Consider the following 25,364-nt stretch of genomic DNA (forward strand, 5'->3'; position numbering starts at 1 on the left):
TGTAACAATGCCTTTGGTGTTACTTTGAAGTAACACTCATTGTCTTAGTAAAGCCGATCGATCGGTTTACTATTTACCTTTCTAGGCTATGCCAAGACAATATCCCTATGAAATGAGCTACCCTCCTTATGCGACATTCTATATGAATGTCGCTTTTTTTATTTCTAAAAAGCAGGATTCTTATTTCTCATTTACGAATTGATATATGCGAAATGCATTAAGGTGGAAATTCTATCATTTTTTCATCTTCCGCTAATGGAATATCCTCACCAATCGTTTTATTACAACTATCACCTACAAACGATTCACCACTCATCATTCAAACAATTAAGAAAGGATGGGAAGTAAAATGGCGTACGAAAGATTTGTATTATGGAATGATCAAATTATTGATACAAATAAAACAGAGCCGTACATACAATTAGAAGAACGCGGCTTACAATTTGGAGATGGGGTCTATGAAGTAATTCGTATTTACAAAGGAAACATTCATTTATTAGACCCACATTTAACAAGATTATACCGTTCAATGGATGAAATAGAATTAACATTACCTTGCTCTAAAGCAGAACTTATTACCTTGCTTTACAAATTACTTGAAAATAATACATTCCAAGAAGATGGTACGATCTACTTACAAGTTTCTCGAGGAGTACAACATCGTGTACACACATTTTCTTTTGATGTAACCCCAACAATCTATGCTTATATCTCCAAAAAAGAACGACCCGCTTTATGGATTGAATATGGAGTACGTGCTATCTCAGAACCTGATACACGTTGGCTCCGCTGTGACATTAAATCCTTAAATTTATTGCCAAATATACTGGCTGCCACAAAAGCAGAACGTAAAGGGTGTAAAGAAGCCCTTCTCGTGCGTAATGGAATTGTTACAGAGGGTAGTTGCTCGAATTTTTTCCTAGTAAAAAAAGGGATTCTTTATACACACCCTGCCAACCATTTAATTTTAAACGGGATTGTCCGCCAATACATTCTCTCTTTAGCAAACAAACTACAACTTCCTGTACAAGAAGGACTATTCAGCATTCGTGATGTCTATAATGCTGACGAATGCTTCTTCACAGGAACAACTGTAGAAGTTTTACCTATGACGCATCTTGATGGAACTGCTATCCAAGATGGCCAAGTTGGACGAATTACCAAATTACTACAAAAAACATTTATGCAGAGCTTTTCAACTTCTAACATCTCATTACCTTAAACACGGACGATGTCATATTAACTATACATTAATATATGTGTTTTCATTTAAAATCAAGGTAAAGAATACACCTTGATTTTTTTTGTAATACTTTTGACATATTCAGATTCCCGCATAAACCTTGACAGTAATCGACATGCCTTTTAGAATTTTTAACAGTTGGTAAATATTTCATCACTATATCACAGACAGAAAGGAATCGACAAAACATGAAAAAATATCTTGCCGGTCTTGCGGCAGTGTCTGTAGCGGGAGGCGCAGCCCCGACATTAGATAGCGTTCAAGCTGCCCCTGAAAACACTCAGAAACCTGCTGCACAAGCTGTTCAAGCTGCACCACAAAACAATTCAAACTACACAGTAACTGCTGACGTACTACACGTGCGCTCAGGGTCCAGTACTTCTCACGACATCATCTCTCGCGTATACGAGGGACAAACATTAAACGTAATCGGTGAAGAAAACGGTTGGGTTAAAATTAATCATAATGGTAAAACAGGTTATGTAAGCGGAGAATTTGTATCCAAAAATGGTGCAAAACCAAACGTAAGCACAGGTGGTAAAAACAAAGTTACTGCTGACGTATTACGTGTTCGCACAAGCCCAGATCCTTCTAGTTCTATTATGGGACGTGTATACGAGGGACAAACATTAAACGTAATCGGTGAAGAAAATGGTTGGGTTAAAATTAGCCATAATGGTAAAACAGGTTATGTAAGCGGAGAATTTGTATCTGGTGCTTCTTCAAATAATGGAACAGCGGTTAAACCTGCAAACGGAAATTATACTGTGAGCGTATCTTCCCTTCGTGTTCGTACAGGCCCTAGTATTTCTCATACAGTTTTAGGATCTGTTCATAAAGGACAAGTTGTACAAGTTGTTGGCGAAGTTCAAGATTGGCTCAAAATTAACTACGCAGGACAAACAGCATATATTAGCAAAAACTACGTAACAAAAGGCGGTTCTAGTAACAATACTAACCAAGGTAACAATGAGCAAGAAAATAACAATACAACTGTTCGAACTGATGGTACTTACGTTGTTAACGCAACATCTTTACGTGTTCGTACAGGTCCAGCTGAATACCATGGTGTGCTTGGTGGCGTATTAAATGGGCAAACATTAAACGTAATTGGCGCAGAGAATGGCTGGTTCAAAATCAATCATCACGGTAAAACGGGTTATGTGAGCAGCAAGTATGTGACATTCGTTAAAGGCGGCACAACTACACCCGAAAAACCACAGCAACCACAAACAACTGTTGGCGAATACTACATTAACGTAGCCGCATTAAATGTACGCAGCGGCGAAGGTACAAATTACAGCGTAATTGGTGCTCTTCCACAAGGCCAAAAAGTACAAGTTATTTCTGAACATTACGGCTGGAGCAAAATTAACTACAACGGTCGCACTGGCTATGTAGGAACTCGCTACCTATCTAAAACACCAGTTGGTGGCGCTGTAAACAATAATCCTAACAACAATAACAACCAAAATAACAATAATAATAACCAAAATAATAACAATACAGGTAACACAAGTGGCGATATGTCTTCTATCCTTGCATATGCAAAATCAATGCAAGGTGTACCATATGTATGGGGCGGTACTTCTGCTAATGGCGTTGACTGTAGTGGTTATATTTTCCATGTATATAACAAATTCGGTCATAACATTAGCCGTCAAAGCGTTGCGGGATATTGGAGTAGCTTACCAAAGACTTCAAATCCACAACCAGGTGACTTAATTTATTTCCAAAACACTTATAAGCCGGGTCCTTCGCATATGGGTATTTACCTTGGTGGTGGATCATTCATTCAAGCTGGCGACAAAGGCGTAAAAATTGTTTCAGTAAATAATTCTTATTGGAGCAGCCACCTCTTAGGATATACAAAAGCACCTTAAATCATAGTTTCAGGGTCTTCTAGAATACTAGAAGGCTCTTTTTTATAGATTAATATAAAAGCTTCTATCCATGGCCGGATCCTCTCTCCTATCCTAAAAGAAAGGTTTTTTGTTATTTTTTCTATTGGTGTTTCTACAAATATGTTTCTCTCCCCTTATTTCATGCACTATATTCTATAAAAACAGCTCATAACGTTATAATAATGAATATATTCCCCTAAATAACATAACCTCTATAAGATTGATATGTGCTTTCTTAAACAATTTTCTTTCTATTTAAACTTTTCGGTAGACGTTTGACCTCTGATGTCCGGTATGATACGTTACTTAAGATGCTATTTTCGTTGAGTATAGACATCTGTTATGTACACTTTTTTACTATGAGAAAGGAGATTTACACTGTATGAATGTTTTATGGGGAATTGGCGGCGTGATTGGAGTTTTAGCAATCGCTTTCTTATTATCTTCCAACCGCAAAGCTATAAATTGGCGCACAATTTTAATCGCGCTAGCATTACAAATTACGTTTTCTTTCATCGTGTTACGATGGGATGCTGGAAAAGCTGGCTTAAAAGTTGCTTCTGACGGCGTTCAAGGCTTAATCAATTTTTCTTATGAGGGAATTAAATTCGTCGTTGGGGATTTAGTAAACGCAAAAGGTCCTTGGGGCTTCGTCTTCGTAATTCAAGCACTACTTCCAATTGTATTTATTAGTTCATTAGTAGCAATCTTATATTATTTTGGTATTATGCAAAAATTCGTTAGTATCGTTGGTGGTGCATTAAGCAAACTTCTTGGAACTTCTAAAGCAGAAAGTTTAAATGCAGTAACAACTGTTTTCTTAGGACAGACAGAAGCACCAATTTTAATTAAACCGTACTTAACACGTCTAACAAACAGTGAATTCTTCACAATTATGGTAAGCGGTATGACAGCTGTTGCTGGATCGGTTCTTGTCGGTTATGCAGCAATGGGAATTCCGCTAGAGCACTTATTAGCAGCAGCAATTATGGCAGCACCATCAAGCTTATTAATTTCAAAACTAATTATGCCAGAAACAGAAAAACCAGATAACAATGTACAACTTTCTACAGAGCGTGAAGATGCTAACGTTATCGATGCAGCAGCACGCGGTGCATCTGAAGGTATGCAGCTTGTTATTAACGTTGCAGCAATGTTAATGGCGTTCATCGCATTAATCGCTGTATTAAACGGCCTATTAGGCTGGGTTGGATCTTGGTTCCATATTAAACTTAGCCTTGATTTAATCTTTGGTTACTTATTATCACCATTTGCCATCTTAATCGGTGTTTCACCAAACGAAGCTGTACAAGCTGCTGGTTTCATCGGTCAAAAACTCGCAATCAACGAATTCGTTGCTTACGCAAACTTAGGACCACATATGGCAGAGCTGTCTGATAAAACAAATATGATCTTAACATTTGCAATTTGCGGCTTTGCAAACTTCTCTTCTATCGCAATTCAATTAGGTGTGACAGGGACACTTGCCCCTTCTCGCCGTAAACAAATTGCACAGCTAGGGATTAAAGCAGTAATCGCTGGAACACTAGCGAACTTCTTAAACGCAGCTGTTGCAGGTATGATGTTCTTATAATAAACAGTGAGCTGATCCGAACTTTCGGGTCAGCCTTTTTTATGAATGTATCCTCCCCCTTCTAGCACATATTACATATAAAAACCTATTTGTTAGGAGGTACACCAATGAAGAAAACTCCCAATCAAATCATACTGTTATGGATAGTTCAAATTTTATTCTATTTCACCACAGTCCATATAAACTCCTATCCTTATGCTTTTTTCTTCACAATTATTTATGTACTCATCAACTTACTCTTTCTATTCATTTCAAATAAATTCGCTTTCATTTTGTTTATTGCTGGAACTCTCCTCTCCGTCTTCTATTTATTTTATGAAGCATGGTTATATTTATGGAGTACTTCCACACAATTTTCCTATATCATCGTTCATTTCCTAACAATCGCAAATTTCTTTCTTATTTATATATCGACCTATATGTTAAAAAAACTCGTGAATGAAAATAGACGCCTGCGAAAGCAAGTTCAAAAGCTCGAACAATACATTGGAGAAACAAAGCTATTAACAAGACAAGAATTTGAAAAACGTGGTTTATTGCTCGAAACTGCTATGAAAAGACGTAGTGAAACGGGAATGCTCATCTACTTTTCGTTTTCCTCTTTTAGTAGCTATACGAGACATAGCGTCATGGATCACGTTGCCTCCCTCCTACTCGATACATTGCTAAGTGATTTTGATTTAGTTGGAAAATATGATGATAATACATTGGTCATTTTACTTCAAAATATAAATGAAGATGGTGTAAATATCGTCCTCAAGCGTCTTGAACATAAATGGGAAGAATGGTTCACAGAAGAGGCTATTTCAAAAATCAAAATAAAACAAGAACAGCTTGGAAGGAAGGTATTAACAACATGATGACACTTATTCTTCTTCTGTTATTTCTTCTATTTTGTCTGCTTGTTTTTTGGATTAGTACTATCTTTTCTATTAAATATGTACTTATTTTTACAGCCTTCTTATTTTCAGGCTTACTCGTCTATTATTCCTTACTAACAATTGCCGGCCTTGTTCATCGGCATCGCAAATTAAAGGACCGTACATTGGAACATTATCCGAGCGTGGATATTCTAATTCCTGCTCATAATGAGGGCGTTGTTATTATGGATACGTTAGCCGCGATGGCAAATATCGAATATCCTGGAAAACTTACGATTTATTTATTAAATGATAATTCCAAAGATGAAACCGGAGAGATTAGCGATGAATACGATAAGGTATATGCTCATATAAGACATATTCGTGTACCACCTGGGGAACCGAAAGGAAAATCACGCGTATTAAACCATGGACTTAGCATATCAAATGGAAAATACTTTTGTGTATACGATGCCGATAATCAACCAGAACCTCATGCTCTTCGCATGCTTGTTGAATACGCAGAAACAACAAAGGATGCTGTCGGTGCTGTCGGCCATGTGCGTACTGTTAATGAAAAACGAAATTGGCTTACAAGAATGATTTCTCTTGAGTTTCAAATCTTCCAGCTACTCATGCAATCTGGACGTTGGCTCCTATTCCAAACCGGCTCATTAACAGGAACAAACATGCTCCTTCGCCGCTCTGCACTTGAAGAGCTTGGCGGTTATGACCCTTATGCCATTGCGGAGGATGCAGAACTCACATTACGAATTACACAAAAAGGCTATCTATTACCAATCGTTCCTGAATCCATTACATGGGAACAAGAACCTGAACATTTAAGCATCCTAATTAAACAACGAACGCGCTGGCTCCAAGGAAACTTATACATTTTAGAAAAGATGTTTTCCTCCTTCAGCTTCTTTAAAGGAAAACTACTCGTTCATTCACTGCAGCAAGTATTAGTATACATTGTCTTTTGGCTATTCTTAATCATTTCAAATGTATGGTTGATCATCGGTCTACTAGGCCTGTTTCAAATCAACTATGCAATCCCGCTGCTATTTACGTGGTACGTCGCCTACATTACGTACACCTCGCAGCTCTTTAGTGCACAAAGTGTCGAAAACACATTCACACCGCTAAACATTTTTATCAGCATCATCATGTATTTCACATACGCCCAGCTCTTTACGTACTTATTTATCAGAAGCCTCATCCTATACTTGCGCGCTAAAGGTAAAAAACAAATTATCGGATGGGACAAAACAGTACGGTTTAAGAAATAAAAGCGGAAGCGGCTCGTTCAGAACAGAAGGGCGTTGGAACTCCTGAATCAGAGGCGCTCTTTGCCTCAGGTGAAGGAGTGAAACGACCGACTGTTCTAGCCGCTGGAGCTGGATACCAATAAAAGCGCATGCGGCTCGTTCAGAATTAAACAAACGTTTGATTAAAAAAATAAGCACAGAGCGCCGTATGCTCTGTGCTTATTTTTACTATAAAATCTATATATCGGACAATACCCCTTAGTCGAAAGCAATTTTCACGTCCATCCCCCAACGAACGATCTACTTTCATTTATATACGAAAAAGTGACTGCTATTTTTGTAAAACCAATTGTTTCTCTTGTTGTTCTTTAGATACCTCAGTCTTTGGTTCCGTGTTTGCTTGAACACTACGATGTGCCACACGTTTCAAACAAATATGCTTCCACTTTCTTTCGTAACGCTTCATTATTCTAGTTGTCCCCCTTGAATACGCTTAAAAACATTTGAAATCGCTTACAAGAAATAATATAGCACATATACGGAAAAGTGACAACACATTTCCGACAAATTTTTGACACAAATTTGGATTATGTTTGTCAATATATCAATAGTTTACACATTATATCGAATATCCGACAATATGCGACAAATTAAACAAAATCACAAACCCTGTCAAATAACTATAATCTGGTTTATCGTCCTCTTTCCCTAAACGGATTGAACCATATTTTGAAAAGATTAAAAAGATAGCTAAACCTAAGAAAATAGAAACAGAAATAATAGAGAACCAAATTTACTTACTAACGCCGTTTGAATTGTAGCTGTTACATTTCCTAAACCACCTTTTCCAATAACAGACTCAGGAATAATCCCCCCTGCAATACATAATGTTAATGAGATAAATCGGATAAACAACAATTTTAGTGAGTGGGTTTTCTTCATTCCACACTGATAATTTGCTCTCATCAATCAAGCTTTTATAGAGATATCTTCTCTAAATATTGAGATGCACATATTGCTATTCACGAATAGCTGGATAAAATGAAATATTTCTTGTGGTGATTTTCTTAACCCTCGCGAAAATGAGCCTCCACCAATTGAGCTCTTGATAGACAGTTCCTTCCTCTTTATTCCCTTTAAGAATGGAAAAGAAGAGTATGACTGTCCGTTGGTATGAGATAGATGCGGATGGAAAAGTGTGTTTTTCCAAAAAAATGATGTGTTACAGTTGTAAAAAAGACACATGCACGGATTGCGCCCCTTTCTTTTTGTAACAATTATGCGGTTGTTTTTGTAGGATATAGCACTTCTTTGTGAGCAAATAAACAAATTGTTTATGTTTATATAACTATTTTAGTTATAAATCGACGAATTACTCAAGGAATGTAACCTTTTAGTAATCATGTCGTAACGATCGCGCAACATTATTATCTTAATCGAAAAACATCCTTTGAGTTACAAATAATAGCGATATCTACTAAACCTCCGAAAAACATGGAACGAAAACCGCTTTCTATTATTTTTTTCTATATTACAGAGTATTAATGATTTGTTACGAATGGTTTGTAATTGTGTGTTTTCCCAAATTCCGAAAAAAACTGTTGCTATAATGAGGACACGAAAACAAACGCAATGGAGGCTATCATGAAAAAATTAATTGGTATAGCAACAGCAGCAGTTTTTGGTCTTGGGATTTTCACTACTTCTGCACAAGCAGAAACTGTTGTTACAACAGACGTATTAAATGTACGAGAGAACCCAACTACTGGATCACAAGTTGTAGGCAAAGTATTAAATGGTCATAAATTAGATGTTACAAATACAGAAAACGGATGGTCAAAAATCAAATTAGATGGTAAAGACGCATTCGTAAATGCAGAATTCACAAAAAGCATCTATTACGTAACAGCAAACGTATTAAACGTACGTGCTGAAGCGAACACAAACTCAGAAATTCTTGGTACGCTTAAGAAAGACGATATGATTGAAACAACGAACCAAGTACAAAATGAGTGGTTACAATTCGAATATAATGGGAAAACTGCTTACGTTCATGTTCCTTTCTTAACAGGTACAGCACCTGTTATTGAAAAACAAGAAACGCCAGTACCTGCTAAAGCAGAAGCGCCTGCTAAAACTACAGCACCTGCTAAAGCAGAAGCACCAGTAGCACAAGCAAAACCTGCTACTCAAGTAAAAGCAGCAGAAACAAACGCTCCTTCTGGTGGCCGTGAACTAACAGTTGTAGCGACTGCATATACAGCTCATCCGAGCGAAAATGGCGGCACATATGGTGGCCGTGTATTAACTGCAATGGGTCATGACTTAACAGCGAATCCAAACATGAAGATGATCGCTGTTGATCCGAAAGTGATTCCACTAGGATCAAAAGTATGGGTAGAAGGATATGGAGAAGCAATTGCTGGTGACACTGGCGGTGCAATTAAAGGTAACCGTATCGACGTTCTAGTTGGCTCTGATTCAGCTGCTGATAAATGGGGACGTAAAACTGTAAAAGTGAAAATTTTAAAATAATCAATTACTGCTAAAAATTCAGCCAGTCCTCTTATTATTTGTATTTGAGGGCTGGCTTTTATTTTTTTATAATAACAATAAGGAGGTTACAAGATGAATCTGAATGCAAAAATAGATTGGATTGGTACACCAAAGCCCCATCATGATGGGACAACAATTGATTTTTCACTTGAGCATGATGACAATCGCTATAAATTAATCGTGCTCAATTACGATCAATCGGTTCAGTATAAGTTCGTGCAATACGGGATTAAACCAGGATCACAAAAACCATTTCCAATTGATATACCATTTCAAGAAGAAATGCTTCCATTAATAGAAAGAATTCTACAGGATCCATATGTACAAGCTTTTCGTATTTTGTAGAATTGGCGATATATCATGCGAAAAGACTATCTCTTTCTCTAAAAGAGATAGTCTTTTCGTATTTCAACATATGATTCGCAAATTCATTTTTTCTGTTTTCACAGCTTTTTGTTTATAATGGTAGAGGAAAGAAATCTTTTGTACGGAGGAAAATTATGCTGCAACATTCAATTACGAAAGATGAAATTATGATGATCGCGAATGAATTTGTTCAAGGACTTGATCCGCAGCAAGAAGCCGATCAAGTACATGTTGCCACTGCTCGTCACTTATATCGCAGCGGTCTTGTCTACAACGTTGATTTTGATGGCTATACGTTATCAGGCACCGTAGACGCTGAAGGGAACGTGTATAGCGTTCATATTCCGATTCGTGATATCGCAGAAAGTTATTGTGATTGCTTTGCGCCGACGCAATGTGAGCACATGCTTGCTGTTTTACTATCTGCTGCTTCTAGCTTCGGACAAGTGGGAGAAGTATTAGCATTATTTAAAAATAAAACGAAGCCATCACTCCCTCCGATTCGAACAGCAAGGCAAGTATTACAATCGTCTGCATTTGAAGAAACGGATTTTAAAAGTTGGCACGCATATTTTGAATCTGAATATGGCGCATTTAAAAAAGAACAAGCACGGCTCTCATATAAACAAATGTATTTTCTTATGAGTATCTTTACAGACTTTTATATGAAATTAGAACGAAAAGCACCGCGCATCGTTGCCATTCATGAATTGTTCAAATTACACGGCGCACTTTTTTGCTTTCAGAAGTTATTAGAAGAAGCCAGCGACTTTGAGACAAACAAAAAGTATTCCTATCACCAACCAATTCAAGTTGTTCGTCTCTTTGTCGATAAAGTTGAATCACTTGTACGTGACTTGAAGTCAGAATCGATTCCAGCTGAAAGTGGACCAATTTTGCAAGAAACAGCTCGCCGAATGCATGATATTTTCTTCTCTACCGACTCCTATACACAGGAAAGATTCTTTATTTACCGGCATATATGGGGAGAGTTACTAGCAGAAACAGCTTGGATACACGAAGAAGAAAAACGAATTGACGAGAAGATGCATCCACTATCGAAAGCACTCGCCGCTTCTCATCTATTCTTTTTAAAACAAGAAGACAATTCTGCTATGGACTTGCTCGAAACACAACCAGCGCAAGTTGTCGGTCTTTATTTCGATTGGCTCGAAGATTTACTGAGCACTATGCAATGGGAGCGCGCCAAAAACTGGCTTTCTTTCACATATAAACAAGTGAAGAACACAATGAAAGATAAAGCCGACCCTATTTTTATAAAAGATATCGTCCGTTTGTTCATTATGATGTATGAAACATATGCAACGCACACAAATGAACAAGCTGGTCTTGAAATGATTTTGCAAGAGCTATTGCCATACAGCTTCACAAACTACGAGCACTATATACTAGCAAAAAAACAATATTATACATGGACAGAACTTCATCTTTTGTACGGATTTGAAGCCATTGAACTATTAAAAGAACCACTAAAAGAAATCGAAAAAGAAGCACCAGATGCAGCTCTTCCGCTCTATCATCTCGCAGCCGTACAAGCAATTGAAGAACGGAATCGCAAGTCATACCGCCGGGCGGTCCGTTACTTAAAGAAATTACGCATGCTCTATAAGCGGCTCAAACGAACAGATGAATGGCACACTTTCATTATCCATATTGCCAACTCATATTCACGCCTAAGAGCACTACAGGAAGAACTCCGGAAAGGAAAATTAATCGATGATCATACAAACTGAAGTAACAATTCGGCTCCAGCACGTAAATCAAGGTTGGTTTCTTTGGGGAGAAGATGAAATCGGCAATCTCTTACCTATAAAAGATTGGAAACAACATGCCTTCACATGGCATTCGACTTCCTTCTATGGCACCTTCTTGAAAGAAGCTACATATGAAGGCCGAAGTGGGATTATGCTAACGAACGTTCAGGCATTTGAATATATCGCCAACAGGCCAATGAATTCATTTGCCAGGCTGAAAATGAATGGTCCCATTACCACACTTACACCTGATGCAAAGGAACTATGGGATGCCTTTGTGACTGGAAGCTTTATACCTGATATGAAGAGCTGGTCCGATCGCCCATCATGGAAAGTGAACAATGTTTCAACTGAAGATGATACGCTATCATCACTTTTCTCTCAGGCAATTAATGAAAGTATTCTTCAGGACACGCGCTCGAGTGATGGCTGGGAGGATGCAAAAAGGCTATATGAGCACTATGATTTTACGAAGAAACAACTTACAGCAGCGATGCATGAAGAAGATTGGCTCCGAAAAATTGGTTACATTGAGGATGACCTTCCCTTTACAATCGGTCTTCGCCTCCAAGAGCCGCAAGATGACTTTGAAATGTGGAAGCTTGAAACGATTATTACGACAAAGCGCGGAGCACACCGGATCTATGTATATACTAGCATCGATTCACTACCAAAAAGATGGCATAGCTATGAAGAGCGTATTCAAGAAACGCAGGAAGGGTTCGGCAAACTCGTTCCATGGCTTAAGGAAGATGATCACTTTCGAACTGAGCTTTATGAAACAGAAGCATGGAGCTTCCTAACAGAAGCAAGTAACGAATTATTAGCAGCCGGCGTTGATATTCTACTACCATCTTGGTGGCAGAATTTAAAGGCAACAAAACCGAAGTTACGCGTTCAACTGAAGCAGAATGCGAATCAAACACAATCCTTCTTCGGCATGAACACTCTCGTCGATTTCAACTGGCGCGTTTCCACAGATGGTATCGACCTATCAGAGAGTGAATTTTTTGACCTGGTCGAACAAAACAAACGACTCTTTAATTTAAACGGACAATGGATGCGACTCGACCCTGCCTTTGTTGAAGAAGTGAAAAAACTAATGAAGCGCGCAGATAAGTATGGACTTGAAATGAAGGATGTCTTGCAGCAGCACTTATCAAACGCTGCTGAAGCAGAAATCGTAGAAGAAGACAATCCATTTACAGACATTGAAATTGAGCTAGATGGTTATTACGAAGAGCTCTTTCAAAAGCTACTGCATATTGGAGACATTCCAAAAGTTCAAATATCCTCCTCCTTGCAAGCTACACTTCGCCCCTACCAAGAGCATGGTGTAGAGTGGCTCTTATATTTACGAGAGCTCGGATTTGGAGCATTGCTAGCAGATGATATGGGTCTTGGAAAAAGTATTCAAACCATTACTTACCTATTATACGTAAAAGAAAACCGCCTCCAAACAGGCCCGGCGCTCATAATAGCACCGACATCTGTTCTTGGAAACTGGCAGAAAGAATTTGAACGCTTTGCGCCAAACTTACGAGTGCAACTACATTATGGAAGCAACCGCTCAAAAGGTGATTCATTTAAGGACTTCCTTCAAGATGCAGATATTGTGTTAACTTCTTATGCATTAGCACAACTCGATGAAGAGGAGCTAAGCGCGCAATGTTGGGATGCCATCATTCTCGATGAGGCGCAGAATATAAAGAACCCGCAAACGAAACAATCAAGAGCTGTTCGGCAATTGCGAGCAAATCATAAAATTGCTTTAACAGGTACGCCGATGGAAAACCGTTTAGCAGAGCTATGGTCTATTTTCGATTTCTTGAATCACGGATATCTCGGAAGCCTAGGTCAGTTTCAGCGTCGCTTCGTAACACCGATTGAAAAAGATCGTGACGAAACAAAAATCCAGCAAGTACAAAGGTTCATCTCACCATTCTTACTACGCCGGACGAAACAAGATCAAACAGTTGCATTAAACTTACCGGAAAAACAAGAACAGAAAGCATACTGCCCGCTAACAGCTGAACAAGCATCACTTTATGAACAGCTCGTACAAGACACGCTACAAAACGTCGAAAACTTAACAGGCATTGAAAGACGCGGTTTTATTCTAATGATGCTTAGTAAGCTAAAGCAAATTTGTAATCATCCTGCGCTTTATTTAAAAGAAGATTCACCGAGAGATATTGTGCAGCGCTCCATGAAGACACAAACATTAATGGACCTGATTGAAAATATAAAAGATCAAAATGAAAGCTGCTTAATTTTCACCCAATATATCGGAATGGGAAATATGTTACAAAAAATATTAGAAGAGAAATTCGGTCAACGTGTTCTCTTCCTAAACGGTAGTGTACCGAAGATAGAACGCGATAAAATGATTGAACGGTTCCAAAATGGAACATACGACATCTTCATCCTATCATTAAAAGCTGGCGGCACAGGTTTAAATTTAACTGCGGCAAACCATGTCATTCACTACGACCGCTGGTGGAATCCAGCTGTGGAAAACCAAGCGACAGACCGTGCCTATCGCATCGGTCAAAAGCGATTTGTACACGTTCATAAACTCATTACAACAGGTACACTCGAAGAAAAAATCGATGAAATGCTAGAGCGTAAACAATCGCTAAGTAGCGCTATCATCACAAGTGACAGCTGGATGACAGAACTATCAACAGACGAATTGAAAGAACTACTCGGTGTATAATAACCGCCGATATATGAAAAAAAGGAGCTACCCCAAAGGTTAGCTCCTTTTTCTATACCAAAACCAATTACTTATTATAATACCTGTCAATCCGCCCGACGTATCTAAAACTGTATCTTGCCACATCGGTGTACGGTCACCTGTAAACCATTGATGAATTTCATCGAATGTTGCATACCCAGCGACAAAAAGAAGTGCAAATAAAAAGGATCTCTTCCTCGAGCATCCTGAACGATACAATGCATAGTATGCCAATGCTCCAAGCATAAAGAACACCATAAAATGAGCTCCCTTACGCAGGAAAAACTCAATAAAGCCGCCAACACCTTTATTCGCAATACTAACTGGTGTACCTCCGCCGTAATCAATGGATACCCATGAAAAATGTTCTTTCACAAATTCTACGTTCACGTACTGTTCAATATCTGAGCGCATATCCTGCTTCTTATACGGCTGCGCTGAAGAATAAAAAATAATCCCGATCCATAGTAAAACGGGAATCCAAACTAACCTTTTACGATTCATCTGTAGAAACTCCTCTCTCATTCTTCTAAGAGTACCAAAAAAAAGAAAAAATTTCACGCCAAAATATGACCGTTGCCCCCTATATATATGATGAAAAGGGGGTGAAAAACATGGCGATTGAAACAATTGTAACTGATTTAAGCTTACGCCTTGTCCTAAACGGCGGCACAGACAAAAACGGGAAAGCAATTCTTAAAAACAAACAGTTTAAACGAGTAAAACCAAACGCTGATGTAGCAAAGGTGCATGAAGTTGCACATGCACTTGCTTCATTGCAAGAATTAAAGCTTCATGCTGTTCAACTTTTAAGCACATCTGACATCTCGAATCCGTAAAATTCTAATGAAAAGGAGGTAAATGAAAATGACAGTACTTGAGCTCATTTTCTTGAAAGAGGATGGAAAAACCGTTGTCTTTTCTATCGACAATCCGATTACACCTGTGAATGAACAAAACATTAACCAAGTGATGGACACGCTTCTCTCCTCTACAATTTTCTTATCACTTGGTGAAAATACCCGTAAAAAAGGAGCGCGCCTTGTTGAAAAGACAGTATCCGAAGTAACAATTGCTCCTTAAACGATTAAGACGAAGCTGCATTACTTTGCAGCTTCGTCTTTTTTCTTCGGCATCTCAATCGGAATAAAAATATGAGAAAACCCGACTGAAACATATTTATAATTTTCTTTCCCTAGTGTAAATTCTGTCGTATATGTCGAGAAGAAAATATAATCGCTTCGCTTTGTATAATGGTTAATCAACACATCAACTTGTGGCTCTACATATTTCTTCGCTAACTTCTTACCAATTGTCGCAAGTTCACCAACAAGCCCATCTGGATCTTCTTTTTCAACCTCTGCTAATTTTTTACTAATATCATTGCGATTCATAAATTGTTTTGCTGCCCATTCTGTATATTCCCCTTTACTTGGGTTGCTACTTGCTAAATATACGAAAAGAAGGACAACAAGTGCCATAATAATGATATACTTCCGTTTCATATTCTATCACCGCCTAACTGTTTCTATTTTCATATATATGTACAAGTGATGCAAATTATATAAACCTAACTTAAAAAGCGATAGAAACTCTTTCTTTTTAAGAGGTAAAAAAGTATAGATTCATTTTCGTATGCAAAACAACTTATATGTCAAAAAATTAAAATGAACTTATACAGAAAACTTACTATTTACAAGGTAAAATTAAATTTACAAATATTTACAAATAATTAAAATTGTTTTTATATTCCATCTATATACTAAAATATGTAAAAACTAATATTTTTTAAGGGAGGCTTTTCAGGTGCATGATCCAGCTAATCTGTATGCTATTTCTAGTACCGTAATGATGATGATGTCTTATGAAGATCCGTTTTATCGTACTCAAATCCATACCACCAAAGGAATTCTCTACTCACCTAAGACACCTTTAGAACTAATAAAAGAATTGATTATCTTACACAATTATTCCACATATGAAGGCAGACGGAAAGCAATTATTAAAAAATGGGATTTACGACAAAATACACCGATCCCAATTAATCATCGGCGATTCATTTGTGCCATTCCGACAAAATCACCTACCGCTTGGGATTGCATCTGGGTCTTCTACAAAGGTATTAAAGTAATAAAGAAAGACGTGAATAATCAAGCAATACTACATTTTTATAATGAAGAAACAGCAGTTCTCCCCATAACCTGCTACAAAATGAAACAGCAATGGAGAAAAGCTGGTAATTTAATCGCTCAAATGATGCTTGATGATTTTCATAACGATTTCTAGCATAAAGTGAAACTTTAATCAGTCGCGGGGCTCTTACTGCCCGTTAAGGCAAGATAAACGAAATGGAGACAAGATATCCTCTTGTCTCCATTTTATATTTCCTATATCTCAGCCTGCATCTTCCCCAGCGCCTGCCGATATACCCATCTCACTTGATGATACGTCATCCCCATCTCTTCAGCAATTTCATGTATCTTCTTTCCTACATAAAAACGTTCGTAAATAATATGTTTCTCTTTCTCATCTAACAAACTCATATAATCCTGAACTTCTGATGATGCTTCCGCTCCGCATACATTTTGCAAAGTTTCCTGTCCAGCGAATGTATGCCGCTTTTGAAATCTACTTTCTTTCTTCAACTTCTCTATTAAATATCCGCGCACTGTTACGAATGCATAAGCTGAAAAAGTCCCCTTCTCTTCCTCATACTTTTCATATGCCTTCCAAAGTCCAATTAAACCGCATTGATAGTACTCTTCATAATCCCGGTACAGACAAAGCCTCTTCATTTGATTTTTAATCATCTTTTCATACAACGTAACTGTTTCTGTAAAAGTAGCCGGTTTCATATCGTGCCTATTTCTAAAAGGTATACCTCTTTGTTATTCCGCGGTACCTTTACAATATAAGAAGATAAAGCGGATTTCATGGTGAGTTATTTGAAATTCTGCATAGGGAAATTTCAAATATCTGTAGAGGAAATTTGAAATACGAGGCCTAGTATTTCAAATACATACAAAAATAAAAAAAACGACTCCATATGAGCCGTTTTTTTAAATATGTCATATATTATGCTTTCGAGAACATACCGCCGATTGCACCGAATCCCAATGTTAGAATGAAGAAAACAATAACAAGAATTGTTGCTTGTTTCTTACTTAAACCAGCCGTAATATGTAATCCTAATCCTGTTACCACTAATCCCCAAATTGCAAATATCTCAAACTGTTTTAGAATGCCATGTACAACGCCACCAGTAGAAGCAAATACTGGTCCTAAACCTGTATACATTTCTTGCCCATTTCCACCAAGAATAAATGCTATTATCATATTTATAATTCCACCAAGAACAGTAATGACACTAGAATATACAGTAATTGTTAATAACTTTTTATAAGGAGTATCATTGCTCATAAACATCATTAATACTTTATACACAACTGCACCAAGAAAGAATGTAATTATAATAACAAGCGCTGAAAAAAGAAAGCCTCCGCCTAGCGTGAACACCAATGGCACTTCATCAAATCCAAGCTCCTTATTTGTTGCTATGGACGCAGGATCTTTGGAATATAAATACGACATAAAAGCTCCCATAACACCACCTAATACGGTCATTAACCAAAACGCACCCCATACCGCATCACTATTCTTCATTCTCTCAAACTGTAAGCCAGGAGATGTGATCATTCCTAGTAAAGATGGTTTTTCTCCACTAACCTTTTGCAAATTAACATTCGGTTCCATTCTAAAAAACCTCCTTGTATTTATATAACCCGTTCTAACGGGCGGTTCGCATCCTCTTTACTAGAGGCGGCGAACCGCCCATCAGAACACTATGTATGTGTAGTAGAGGAGTCCCCTCTACTACACTAGCAATCTATTCGTAACGAAGTGCTTCAATTGGATCTAATTTCGCTGCTTTGTTCGCTGGAATTAATCCGAAGATAATGCCGAGCGTCATCGAGAATAACACACCGCCAACGACAACTTCCCATGAAACGAGAGGTGGCCATTTTGCAAATGTGGACACAATATATGCGCCCCCGTAGCCAAGACCGATTCCAATTAATCCACCAAGAAGCGTTAACATAACGGCTTCAATTAGGAATTGCAGCAAGATTTTACTGCGCGTTGCTCCAAGTGCTTTACGTACCCCAATCTCACGCGTACGCTCTGTTACGGATACAAGCATGATGTTCATTACACCAATACCACCAACGACTAATGAAATTCCAGCGATACCGCCGATGATCATCGTCATGATACTTGTTACTTTCGAAACACCTTCTTGGAATTCTTTTAAATTCACCATTTCATATTTACCGGAAATTTCACTTGGCTTACGACTATTTAACACTTCAACTGCTTTTTTGCCGGCAGTCTCCAAACTATCTACATTTTTTGACTGTACAGCGATACTTTGAATTTCATCTGTTCCGTATAAAGTTGGCCATAACGTAAGAGGAACTAGCGCCTCTGAAGGACCCATTCCCATAAACGAATTCTCTGATTTATACACACCGATAATTTGCATCGGTTGACCCTTCATCTCAATAATTTTCCCAACAGGATTCTCTTTCTTAAACAACTCATCTTCCATTTTTGTACTAATCATGACCACGTTATTTCCTTGCGAAATATCGTTTTCATTGAGTGAGCGACCCTTTACTACTTTCGTCTTATTGACTTCAAAATACTCACTATCTAGTCCAATAACATTAACCATCTCTTTTTTATCATTAATTTCAAGTGGTTCCATCGTATTATTTGTTGTAATGACATGAGAAATTTCCGGGAGCTTTTTCACTTCAAAGATGTCTTCTTCCGTTATTTTCGGTATTTCACTCGCTCCCATTCCATACGGATCATTAATATCCGCAGCGAAGTGGATTGGCATGACATTATTACCAGAACCAGCAATTTGTGACTTTAACATTGCTTCCCCGCCTTGCCCAATCGCAACAACAGTAATAATAGAACCGACACCGATAATAATTCCCAGCATCGTAAGTGCTGAGCGCAGTTTATGAGCTAAAATAGAAGATAGGGCAATTTTGATACTATCTAGTAAACTCATACCGCACACCTTCTATCTTCTGTAATTTTCCCATCCCTTAACACAATTCGGCGCGAAGAATACGCCGCAACTTCTTCCTCATGTGTAACCATAACAATCGTCGTACCTTCTGCGTTTAACTTCGTGAATATATCCATAACTTGTTCCCCTGATTTTGTATCAAGAGCACCAGTTGGCTCATCAGCCATAATAAACGTTGGATCATTCGCAATGGAACGAGCAATCGCCACACGCTGCTTCTGTCCACCTGAAAGTTCACTCGGTAAGTGATGCACACGGTCTGATAATCCGACTTTTTCAAGCGCTTCAAGAGCCCTTTGACGGCGCTCAGCTTTCTTCACACCACCATAGATAAGTGGAAGCTCTACATTTTCTACCGCTGAAAGACGTGGCAATAAGTTAAAATGCTGGAATACAAAACCGATATATTCATTACGAATAAGGGCAAGTTTTGACTCGTCTGCTGTTAAGATATTCACGTCATTCAACATATATTCGCCTTCTGTTGGACGATCTAAACAACCGATAATATTCATGAGTGTTGATTTCCCGGAACCAGATGGTCCCATAATCGAAACAAACTCACCACTTTGAATCGTTAAACTAATACCATGCAAAATCGGTACTGCAAGTTTCCCTTGATAATATGTTTTATGAATATTGGTTAACGTAATCATTTTTCTTTCACTTCCATTCCGTCATACACATTGTCGGAAGGATTTTTAACCACCTTTTGCCCCACTGTTACGCCTTCAAGAACTTCTGTCCAGTCTCCGTCAGTAGAACCTTTTTTCACATTTTGTTTACGAAGCTTTCCTTTTTCTTCTACATAAACAAATGCATCATCGCCTTTTTCTACAATGCTCTTACTAGGAACCGCAATTATCTTCTTATTTTCTAAGCTTACTTGTAGCGATACATGATAACCTGGAGATAAACCTTCTTGCCCATCTAGACTTGCTTTATATGTATACTGAGACATATTTTGTGTGCCTTCACCCGCGCCAGCTGCTTGCGCCATCTCTGCACTTGTTGGGAATTCACTTACTTCTGTAATTTTCCCTGTCCATTTCTGCTTACTATTTGCTTTTGCAGTTGCAGTAAATGTTTGATCCTTCTGGATTTGTGATTTTTGAAGCTCAGTTAACGTTCCTTGAATTTGGAATGGATCTTTAGATGCAATTTGTAGAAATGATTTTCCTTGTCCACCCATCGCTTGCGCTGAGTTTTGTGCTGCATCTTTATCTAGCTTTTGGACAACGCCAGCAAAATTACTATAAATTGTGAGTTCACCTTGCTTTTTCTTTAACTCTTGTGATTGTAATTGTCCTTTTTCTTTCTCTAGATCACTTGTTTTTTGCTGTATTTCTAATTCACTTACTTGCTCTTCTAACTGATCTGTTACTTCTTTCCCCGCGCCACTATCTTTTGCCTTCTTAATATCTTTCTTTAATGAATCTATTTTCTTTTGTGCCTGATCGTAGCGCATAGTAGCCATTTTTTGCTCAAGCTCAGCTTGTTTCAGTTGTAAATTGATTTCTTCATTATCATAAGAGAATAATTTCGTGCCCTTTTCTACTTCTTGTCCTTCTTTTACTGCAATATCTTTTACTTTTCCTTTTGTCGGATCTGCGTAGAAGCTCTCAATATTTCCAGGTTTTACTTGTCCAGAAATCAACTTCGTATTGTTAAGTGAACGTTCTGTTACTTTCTCAAAGCTAACAGCATCTCCCTCAGCCGCGCCCTTTTTCTTTCCTTGCATAACAAAAATATTGACGGCTGCAACGACGATAATTAGTGCAATAACTCCGATGATAATCCATTTCTTCTTTTTATTTGGAGTACGAACGGTATTTGGTAACATATCCTCTCTCCTTTTATATCTTAATATAGTGGTTATTTAATTGTGTAAACCTTTCAGAAAACGATAGCGATATAAACCCAAGTAAAAATAGACAGAGAAAATAAGTGCAGGTCAACACGACTTACGTATTGAAATATCAAAATGGATTTATATGTTTTTACATTATTACGATTTCTTTACAAAGTTTTACATCAACACTTATATTGTAACAAAAATAAAAATGTTTAGAAATATAACGATTTATCTTTTAAGAAAGTTTTAAGGAACCTAAAGAAAACCGCCTTACATCAGGCGGTTTGGACATTTTCTCCAAGAACTCGGTTTCTCTTCATCCAAGTCATACTCAAACGGAAGAGTTGTCACGTCTTTTCTCATCTCACGCGGAATATTCTTTTCTACCGTTTGAAACGCTTCATATTCATCTGTGCGCATCGCTCTTTGCACAATGCCTTCTGGGTTATCACCTTGCATGTCCAACATCCAGCCCGTTTCACTATTTAACTGTTTACAAAATTCATCTTTTGCCTCTTCATCTGGAAACATGCTTCCGTTCACTTCCAAATATGTTTCTACTTTCATCGGAAGCCACTCTACTTCATAATCTTCAACTAAACAAATCGCAATCCCGATCGGTGTACTACGAACGACAAAATCAAATGTACAATCTCGCTGTGTAACAGTTGCTGAACAAAATAGAAATGTCTCTACTTCTGATACAAAAATCCCCACATTTCAGCATCTCCTTTATACATATAATTTGTCTTGCTAACTTCTAGTAAATTTTAACATTCATTTTTGAAGATATTGTAAAATGGATGTTAATTTTCTATATATAATGTAATTTCACTTTATATAAATCTATACTGACAAGATGCACATAAAAAGAGCTGCCCAAAAGTAGTGCTTTTGGACAGCTTCCTTACATAAACGATTATGCAATTTTGCTCTCAGGGCCTTTTCTCTCATGACCAAATTGAACGATAAATAAGAATACAGTAGATAAAATACCACCCGCTAATAATAGAATGAAACAGCCGTCCCAACCAGAGCGATCAACGATAACACCGATCGCTGCGTTTGCAACAAGGCTTCCTCCTAAATAGCCGAACAGGCCACACATACCAACTGTTGTACCTACTGCGAATTTTGGTACTAATTCCATTGCACTTAAACCAATTAAAAATTGTGGTACGTAAATTAAACAACCAATAATCGAAACTGCCGCACTCACAACAAGTATATTCGATGCTTGCCAGTATACTAGCGTTCCGATAACAACACCAACCATACTAAATACACATAATGGCATACGTTTTCCTTTAAATAACTTATCACTTAACAGACCTACGATTAATGAACTGGGAATTGCCATTGCTTCAAAAATTGAATATGCTGCATGCGCTTCTGTTTTTGTAAATCCTTTAACCGTTGTTAAATAAATCGGTACCCAGTTAATAACACCGAAACGAATTAAATATACAAATGCGTTCGCAATACATAAATACCAAATAAATTTATTTTTCACTACATATTTCATCAAAATTTCTTTTGGTGACATTTTGCTGGCATTGTCTGCCTTCTCAAGACCTTCATAGTCATTACGATATTCTTCAATTGGTGGAAGACCGACAGATTCTGGTGTATCCTTCGCATTCACCCACATAAGAACTGAAATGACCATTGCAATGATCGCAGGGAAGATAAACACGCCGGCTTGCCAATGACTTTCACCGAAAATACCAATACCAATTCCAACAAGTGGTGCTACAAGCATCGCACCAACATTATGCGAAATATTCCAAAGTCCTGTTTTTGTACCGCGCTCTTTCTTCGAGAACCACTTTGTCATTACGGTACTACAAGGCGGTGCCCCCATCCCTTGAAAAATATTATTAAAAACTAATAATGTTAAAATCATTCCAAATGAAGATGCAAAACCAAAACAAATATTTATAATTGCCGATAAGAATAAACCAACCGCAATAAACCGCTGAGCATACGCTTTATCTGATAAATTTCCCATAAAGAACTTACTTAGTCCATACACAATCGCCGTAACGGAACCTAATAAACCATATTCCGTTGCACTAAAACCATATTCTTTCATTAAGTACGTACTAGATAACGTAAAGTTACTACGAACTAAATAATACGCTGCATACCCAACCGAAATTCCCAGTAACACGCGAATCCGTAGTAGTGTGTATACTTTGTCAATCATATTCGCTGGCAAACGCTCTATTGCTGGTGCAGGCTTAAGCCAATTAAACATATCATCTCTTCTCCTTTTCTCACTTTTGAGAGAGACGTTGTCTATTCCATATCTCGATTACTCTACCATCTGATACGTTTTTGCTCGTTCTTCTAACAGGCTGACCTTCTATTTCTTTCTGATTCTTCGCAAGCATCGTTGGTACGCCAAACGAAACCTTTTCTAAAATGTGCCCCGCTTCTTCTGATAAACAATAATCAATAAATAAATCCGCTATAATACCACTCGGTGCATGTCTCAGTTTAGAAATCGCATTGACAGATAACCCTGTTTGCTCAGGCACGTTACTTAAAATCGGAAAGCCTTGTTTTTGAAGCATCCGTTGATCTCCCATAAAATTAATTCCGATCATGTATTCACCACTTGCAACATATTCTACGGGCATGTAACCATTCACCGTTACCTCCGCTACCTGCCTCGCAAGCTCCTTTACATAATGATCAGCCTCTTCTTCACCAAATGTATCAACAAGTGATTGGAACAACGTATATGCTGTTCCTGAAACATTCGGATCAGGCATGATAATCTTTCCAGCATACGCAGGATGTAATAAATCTTTCCACTCTGACGGATAGGAAAGCCCCAGCGGCGATATTTCCTTATTCCATCGCTCTTTATTAATCGCGATGGCAAGCTGCTCTACTTCATAGCCATGCCAAAAGCCATCCTGATCTTTAACGGCTTTTGAAATGCTACTTGCATGCTGACTTGTAACAGGAATAGATAGATTTTTTTGCTTCATCATTTGATGCGCATCCAATGTACCGCCAATGATAATATCGGCTTTTGGATTTCCCGCTTCTTCTTCAACTCTTCTAAGAAGCTCCTCCGTAGAGAGGCGAATAAATTCATACGTACACCCGCGCGGTTTACAAAACGATGATAGAAGTGCTTCACCGACTTCTTCACGCGCTGCTACATACGCAACTAGATGGCGATCTTTTAAATTTGGAAGACCATTTTTACTATATTTGATAGAGGTAGTATCTCGAGAGCAACTAGACATCGCTCCTCCAATTACTAGCAAAAAGAAGAAAAAGGCTATCTTTCTCATGAAACATTCTCCTTTACAAATAGATTTGCTAGGGAGCCTTTCATATACATCACATTCCCATTATTATCGCCAAGGTATTGCACGACAAAGTAAGAAGGATATACAGAAATCGTTAATATATCCTCACGTTCATTCTTTACATGTTTACCATTTTGATAAGCAGTAATATAAGCGATTGGATTCTTCTGCGATTGCAGCAATTTCTGGATCTCTCCATAGTCCGTAATTTGCTTTGCTTGCCGAATCGAATCAAGTATTGGCGTAAGATTCGTAGTACGCACTACATCACCTTCTCGCAAGACAACCTCTTTTGCTGATGCAAAGAAATCGCTAATACGCTCTGGCGTATAATATAGGCCCAGCAAATATGTTTGGAATGCGGAAATCATAGGATCTGTCCCCTTCTTTCCATATACATTTGCCTCGTACTGGAACAAGTCACCTACTGCAAAAGTACGCCTATGTCCATTCAAGTACGTTACTTCTCCAGTAAATACTTGTTCGTGGATCTTCGCTTCGGTTTGCTTCATTCGAATTCGGTCAAAGAATGAAACAATCGCATGTAGACGAACTTCATCTGTTACAACTACTTCTCCCCACTTCTCATGTCTTACCTTCACTTCAGTAGGAAGAGATTCACTTGCTCTTTCTAAAACAGCCTGCTTGTCATCTAGGGTTGTAACGCGGTTATACAATTGCTTTTCTATAACATAAAACAAGATAAGAGCCGCAATCGTACAACAGACAAACAAGAGAATTTGAAATGATAGCCTTTTCAT

24 protein-coding genes and 1 pseudogene are annotated in these 25,364 nt (G+C 38.0%); 12 read left to right on the forward strand and 13 right to left on the reverse strand.

Features of this window, described 5'->3' with window-relative positions:
- Nucleotides 1-337 precede the first annotated feature (337 nt).
- The 5 genes from QRY57_RS25545 to QRY57_RS25565 all read left to right on the forward strand — a co-directional run bounded on the left by QRY57_RS25545 (nt 338) and on the right by QRY57_RS25565 (nt 6,893).
- The gene (locus QRY57_RS25545; RefSeq protein ID WP_026594007.1) at nt 338-1,222 is read left to right on the forward strand and encodes a D-amino-acid transaminase; all 885 of its coding nucleotides are present in this window, start codon (nt 338-340) and stop codon (nt 1,220-1,222) included.
- Between the two features lie 209 nt (nt 1,223-1,431).
- Nucleotides 1,432-3,126 carry a C40 family peptidase gene (locus QRY57_RS25550; protein ID WP_286016431.1) on the forward strand — a complete coding sequence of 565 codons (1,695 nt, stop codon included), beginning with the start codon at nt 1,432-1,434 and terminating at the stop codon, nt 3,124-3,126.
- Nucleotides 3,127-3,529: 403 nt separating this feature from the next.
- A complete protein-coding gene (locus QRY57_RS25555; protein WP_026594005.1) occupies nt 3,530-4,741 on the forward strand; it encodes a NupC/NupG family nucleoside CNT transporter in 1,212 nt (403 codons plus the stop codon).
- 107 nt (nt 4,742-4,848) lie between these two features.
- Nucleotides 4,849-5,601, forward strand: a complete 753-nt coding sequence (locus QRY57_RS25560; RefSeq protein ID WP_286016432.1) for an MreC domain-containing protein — start codon at nt 4,849-4,851, stop codon at nt 5,599-5,601.
- Nucleotides 5,598-6,893: a glycosyltransferase family 2 protein gene (locus QRY57_RS25565; RefSeq protein ID WP_286016433.1), complete on the forward strand. Its 1,296-nt coding sequence runs from the start codon at nt 5,598-5,600 to the stop codon at nt 6,891-6,893. Before QRY57_RS25560 ends, QRY57_RS25565 begins: the two co-directional genes overlap by 4 nt.
- 310 nt (nt 6,894-7,203) lie before the next feature.
- On the opposite strand, the gene QRY57_RS25570 is transcribed toward QRY57_RS25565, so the two are convergent.
- On the reverse strand, nt 7,204-7,338 hold the full coding sequence (locus QRY57_RS25570) for a hypothetical protein (RefSeq protein WP_090695650.1): 135 nt from the start codon (nt 7,336-7,338) through the stop codon (nt 7,204-7,206).
- A gap of 165 nt (nt 7,339-7,503) precedes the next feature.
- Nucleotides 7,504-7,814: pseudogene (locus tag QRY57_RS25575) on the reverse strand (BCCT family transporter); the annotation flags it as partial.
- 702 nt (nt 7,815-8,516) lie between these two features.
- Here QRY57_RS25575 and QRY57_RS25580 point away from each other — a divergent pair.
- From QRY57_RS25580 to QRY57_RS25595, 4 genes are all read left to right on the forward strand, one after another.
- On the forward strand, nt 8,517-9,407 hold the full coding sequence (locus QRY57_RS25580; protein ID WP_286016434.1) for a cell wall-binding protein EntA: 891 nt from the start codon (nt 8,517-8,519) through the stop codon (nt 9,405-9,407).
- Nucleotides 9,408-9,500: 93 nt separating this feature from the next.
- Nucleotides 9,501-9,773, forward strand: coding sequence for a DUF3910 family protein (locus QRY57_RS25585; protein ID WP_090695654.1), 273 nt, complete (start codon nt 9,501-9,503; stop codon nt 9,771-9,773).
- Nucleotides 9,774-9,928: 155 nt separating this feature from the next.
- Nucleotides 9,929-11,548 (forward strand): SWIM zinc finger family protein, encoded by a 1,620-nt coding sequence (locus QRY57_RS25590; protein WP_286016435.1) that lies wholly within the window; start codon nt 9,929-9,931, stop codon nt 11,546-11,548.
- A complete protein-coding gene (locus QRY57_RS25595) occupies nt 11,532-14,288 on the forward strand; it encodes a DEAD/DEAH box helicase (protein ID WP_286016436.1) in 2,757 nt (918 codons plus the stop codon). The genes QRY57_RS25590 and QRY57_RS25595 overlap by 17 nt, the downstream gene beginning before the upstream one ends.
- A gap of 39 nt (nt 14,289-14,327) precedes the next feature.
- On the opposite strand, the gene QRY57_RS25600 is transcribed toward QRY57_RS25595, so the two are convergent.
- On the reverse strand, nt 14,328-14,813 hold the full coding sequence (locus tag QRY57_RS25600) for a VanZ family protein (protein ID WP_026593998.1): 486 nt from the start codon (nt 14,811-14,813) through the stop codon (nt 14,328-14,330).
- Between the two features lie 110 nt (nt 14,814-14,923).
- On the opposite strand from QRY57_RS25600, the gene QRY57_RS25605 reads away from it, so the two are divergent.
- Both QRY57_RS25605 and QRY57_RS25610 read left to right on the forward strand, forming a co-directional pair.
- Entirely contained in the window at nt 14,924-15,148 is a 225-nt protein-coding gene (locus QRY57_RS25605; RefSeq protein WP_026593997.1) for a DUF1659 domain-containing protein, read from the forward strand.
- Nucleotides 15,149-15,176: 28 nt separating this feature from the next.
- Nucleotides 15,177-15,392, forward strand: a complete 216-nt coding sequence (locus QRY57_RS25610; protein WP_026593996.1) for a DUF2922 domain-containing protein — start codon at nt 15,177-15,179, stop codon at nt 15,390-15,392.
- Nucleotides 15,393-15,412: 20 nt separating this feature from the next.
- On the opposite strand, the gene QRY57_RS25615 is transcribed toward QRY57_RS25610, so the two are convergent.
- Nucleotides 15,413-15,814 carry a DUF4359 domain-containing protein gene (locus tag QRY57_RS25615; RefSeq protein WP_026593995.1) on the reverse strand — a complete coding sequence of 134 codons (402 nt, stop codon included), beginning with the start codon at nt 15,812-15,814 and terminating at the stop codon, nt 15,413-15,415.
- 301 nt (nt 15,815-16,115) lie between these two features.
- Here QRY57_RS25615 and QRY57_RS25620 point away from each other — a divergent pair, with 301 nt between their 5' ends.
- On the forward strand, nt 16,116-16,595 hold the full coding sequence (locus tag QRY57_RS25620) for a competence protein ComK (protein WP_090695662.1): 480 nt from the start codon (nt 16,116-16,118) through the stop codon (nt 16,593-16,595).
- Between the two features lie 101 nt (nt 16,596-16,696).
- Here QRY57_RS25620 and QRY57_RS25625 read toward each other — a convergent pair whose 3' ends face one another.
- The 9 genes from QRY57_RS25625 to QRY57_RS25665 all read right to left on the reverse strand — a co-directional run bounded on the left by QRY57_RS25625 (nt 16,697) and on the right by QRY57_RS25665 (nt 25,364).
- Nucleotides 16,697-17,164, reverse strand: coding sequence for a sigma-70 family RNA polymerase sigma factor (locus QRY57_RS25625; RefSeq protein ID WP_286016437.1), 468 nt, complete (start codon nt 17,162-17,164; stop codon nt 16,697-16,699).
- A 220-nt stretch (nt 17,165-17,384) separates the two neighbouring features.
- A complete protein-coding gene (yknW, locus tag QRY57_RS25630; RefSeq protein ID WP_286016438.1) occupies nt 17,385-18,062 on the reverse strand; it encodes a YknW family membrane protein in 678 nt (225 codons plus the stop codon).
- Nucleotides 18,063-18,195: 133 nt separating this feature from the next.
- Nucleotides 18,196-19,395 (reverse strand): ABC transporter permease, encoded by a 1,200-nt coding sequence (locus tag QRY57_RS25635; RefSeq protein ID WP_026593991.1) that lies wholly within the window; start codon nt 19,393-19,395, stop codon nt 18,196-18,198.
- Complete coding sequence (locus QRY57_RS25640; RefSeq protein ID WP_286016439.1) at nt 19,392-20,072, reverse strand: ABC transporter ATP-binding protein; 681 nt, start codon at nt 20,070-20,072, stop codon at nt 19,392-19,394. Before QRY57_RS25640 ends, QRY57_RS25635 begins: the two co-directional genes overlap by 4 nt.
- Nucleotides 20,069-21,259 (reverse strand): efflux RND transporter periplasmic adaptor subunit, encoded by a 1,191-nt coding sequence (locus QRY57_RS25645; protein ID WP_286016440.1) that lies wholly within the window; start codon nt 21,257-21,259, stop codon nt 20,069-20,071. Before QRY57_RS25645 ends, QRY57_RS25640 begins: the two co-directional genes overlap by 4 nt.
- Nucleotides 21,260-21,541: 282 nt before the next feature.
- Nucleotides 21,542-21,988 (reverse strand): hypothetical protein, encoded by a 447-nt coding sequence (locus QRY57_RS25650; RefSeq protein WP_286016441.1) that lies wholly within the window; start codon nt 21,986-21,988, stop codon nt 21,542-21,544.
- A gap of 202 nt (nt 21,989-22,190) precedes the next feature.
- The gene (locus QRY57_RS25655; RefSeq protein WP_286016442.1) at nt 22,191-23,531 is read right to left on the reverse strand and encodes an MFS transporter; all 1,341 of its coding nucleotides are present in this window, start codon (nt 23,529-23,531) and stop codon (nt 22,191-22,193) included.
- A gap of 19 nt (nt 23,532-23,550) precedes the next feature.
- A complete protein-coding gene (locus tag QRY57_RS25660; RefSeq protein WP_286016443.1) occupies nt 23,551-24,585 on the reverse strand; it encodes an ABC transporter substrate-binding protein in 1,035 nt (344 codons plus the stop codon).
- Nucleotides 24,582-25,364 carry a DUF3919 family protein gene (locus QRY57_RS25665; RefSeq protein WP_026591936.1) on the reverse strand — a complete coding sequence of 261 codons (783 nt, stop codon included), beginning with the start codon at nt 25,362-25,364 and terminating at the stop codon, nt 24,582-24,584. Before QRY57_RS25665 ends, QRY57_RS25660 begins: the two co-directional genes overlap by 4 nt.

The sequence above is a fragment of the Bacillus arachidis genome (assembly GCF_030285945.1).
GTDB lineage: Bacteria > Bacillota > Bacilli > Bacillales > Bacillaceae_G > Bacillus_A > Bacillus_A arachidis.

What these genes read in the sequence shown, in the direction of transcription:
- QRY57_RS25545 (WP_026594007.1), top strand. Translation starts at nt 338, where the DNA reads ATGGGAAGTAAAATGGCGTACGAAAGATTTGTATTATGGAATGATCAA.
- QRY57_RS25550 (WP_286016431.1), top strand. Translation starts at nt 1,432, where the DNA reads ATGAAAAAATATCTTGCCGGTCTTGCGGCAGTGTCTGTAGCGGGAGGC.
- QRY57_RS25555 (WP_026594005.1), top strand. Translation starts at nt 3,530, where the DNA reads ATGAATGTTTTATGGGGAATTGGCGGCGTGATTGGAGTTTTAGCAATC.
- QRY57_RS25560 (WP_286016432.1), top strand. Translation starts at nt 4,849, where the DNA reads ATGAAGAAAACTCCCAATCAAATCATACTGTTATGGATAGTTCAAATT.
- QRY57_RS25565 (WP_286016433.1), top strand. Translation starts at nt 5,598, where the DNA reads ATGATGACACTTATTCTTCTTCTGTTATTTCTTCTATTTTGTCTGCTT.
- QRY57_RS25570 (WP_090695650.1), bottom strand. Translation starts at nt 7,338, where the DNA reads ATGAAGCGTTACGAAAGAAAGTGGAAGCATATTTGTTTGAAACGTGTG.
- QRY57_RS25580 (WP_286016434.1), top strand. Translation starts at nt 8,517, where the DNA reads ATGAAAAAATTAATTGGTATAGCAACAGCAGCAGTTTTTGGTCTTGGG.
- QRY57_RS25585 (WP_090695654.1), top strand. Translation starts at nt 9,501, where the DNA reads ATGAATCTGAATGCAAAAATAGATTGGATTGGTACACCAAAGCCCCAT.
- QRY57_RS25590 (WP_286016435.1), top strand. Translation starts at nt 9,929, where the DNA reads ATGCTGCAACATTCAATTACGAAAGATGAAATTATGATGATCGCGAAT.
- QRY57_RS25595 (WP_286016436.1), top strand. Translation starts at nt 11,532, where the DNA reads ATGATCATACAAACTGAAGTAACAATTCGGCTCCAGCACGTAAATCAA.
- QRY57_RS25600 (WP_026593998.1), bottom strand. Translation starts at nt 14,813, where the DNA reads ATGAATCGTAAAAGGTTAGTTTGGATTCCCGTTTTACTATGGATCGGG.
- QRY57_RS25605 (WP_026593997.1), top strand. Translation starts at nt 14,924, where the DNA reads ATGGCGATTGAAACAATTGTAACTGATTTAAGCTTACGCCTTGTCCTA.
- QRY57_RS25610 (WP_026593996.1), top strand. Translation starts at nt 15,177, where the DNA reads ATGACAGTACTTGAGCTCATTTTCTTGAAAGAGGATGGAAAAACCGTT.
- QRY57_RS25615 (WP_026593995.1), bottom strand. Translation starts at nt 15,814, where the DNA reads ATGAAACGGAAGTATATCATTATTATGGCACTTGTTGTCCTTCTTTTC.
- QRY57_RS25625 (WP_286016437.1), bottom strand. Translation starts at nt 17,164, where the DNA reads ATGAAACCGGCTACTTTTACAGAAACAGTTACGTTGTATGAAAAGATG.
- yknW (WP_286016438.1), bottom strand. Translation starts at nt 18,062, where the DNA reads ATGGAACCGAATGTTAATTTGCAAAAGGTTAGTGGAGAAAAACCATCT.
- QRY57_RS25635 (WP_026593991.1), bottom strand. Translation starts at nt 19,395, where the DNA reads ATGAGTTTACTAGATAGTATCAAAATTGCCCTATCTTCTATTTTAGCT.
- QRY57_RS25640 (WP_286016439.1), bottom strand. Translation starts at nt 20,072, where the DNA reads ATGATTACGTTAACCAATATTCATAAAACATATTATCAAGGGAAACTT.
- QRY57_RS25645 (WP_286016440.1), bottom strand. Translation starts at nt 21,259, where the DNA reads ATGTTACCAAATACCGTTCGTACTCCAAATAAAAAGAAGAAATGGATT.
- QRY57_RS25655 (WP_286016442.1), bottom strand. Translation starts at nt 23,531, where the DNA reads ATGTTTAATTGGCTTAAGCCTGCACCAGCAATAGAGCGTTTGCCAGCG.
- QRY57_RS25660 (WP_286016443.1), bottom strand. Translation starts at nt 24,585, where the DNA reads ATGAGAAAGATAGCCTTTTTCTTCTTTTTGCTAGTAATTGGAGGAGCG.
- QRY57_RS25665 (WP_026591936.1), bottom strand. Translation starts at nt 25,364, where the DNA reads ATGAAAAGGCTATCATTTCAAATTCTCTTGTTTGTCTGTTGTACGATT.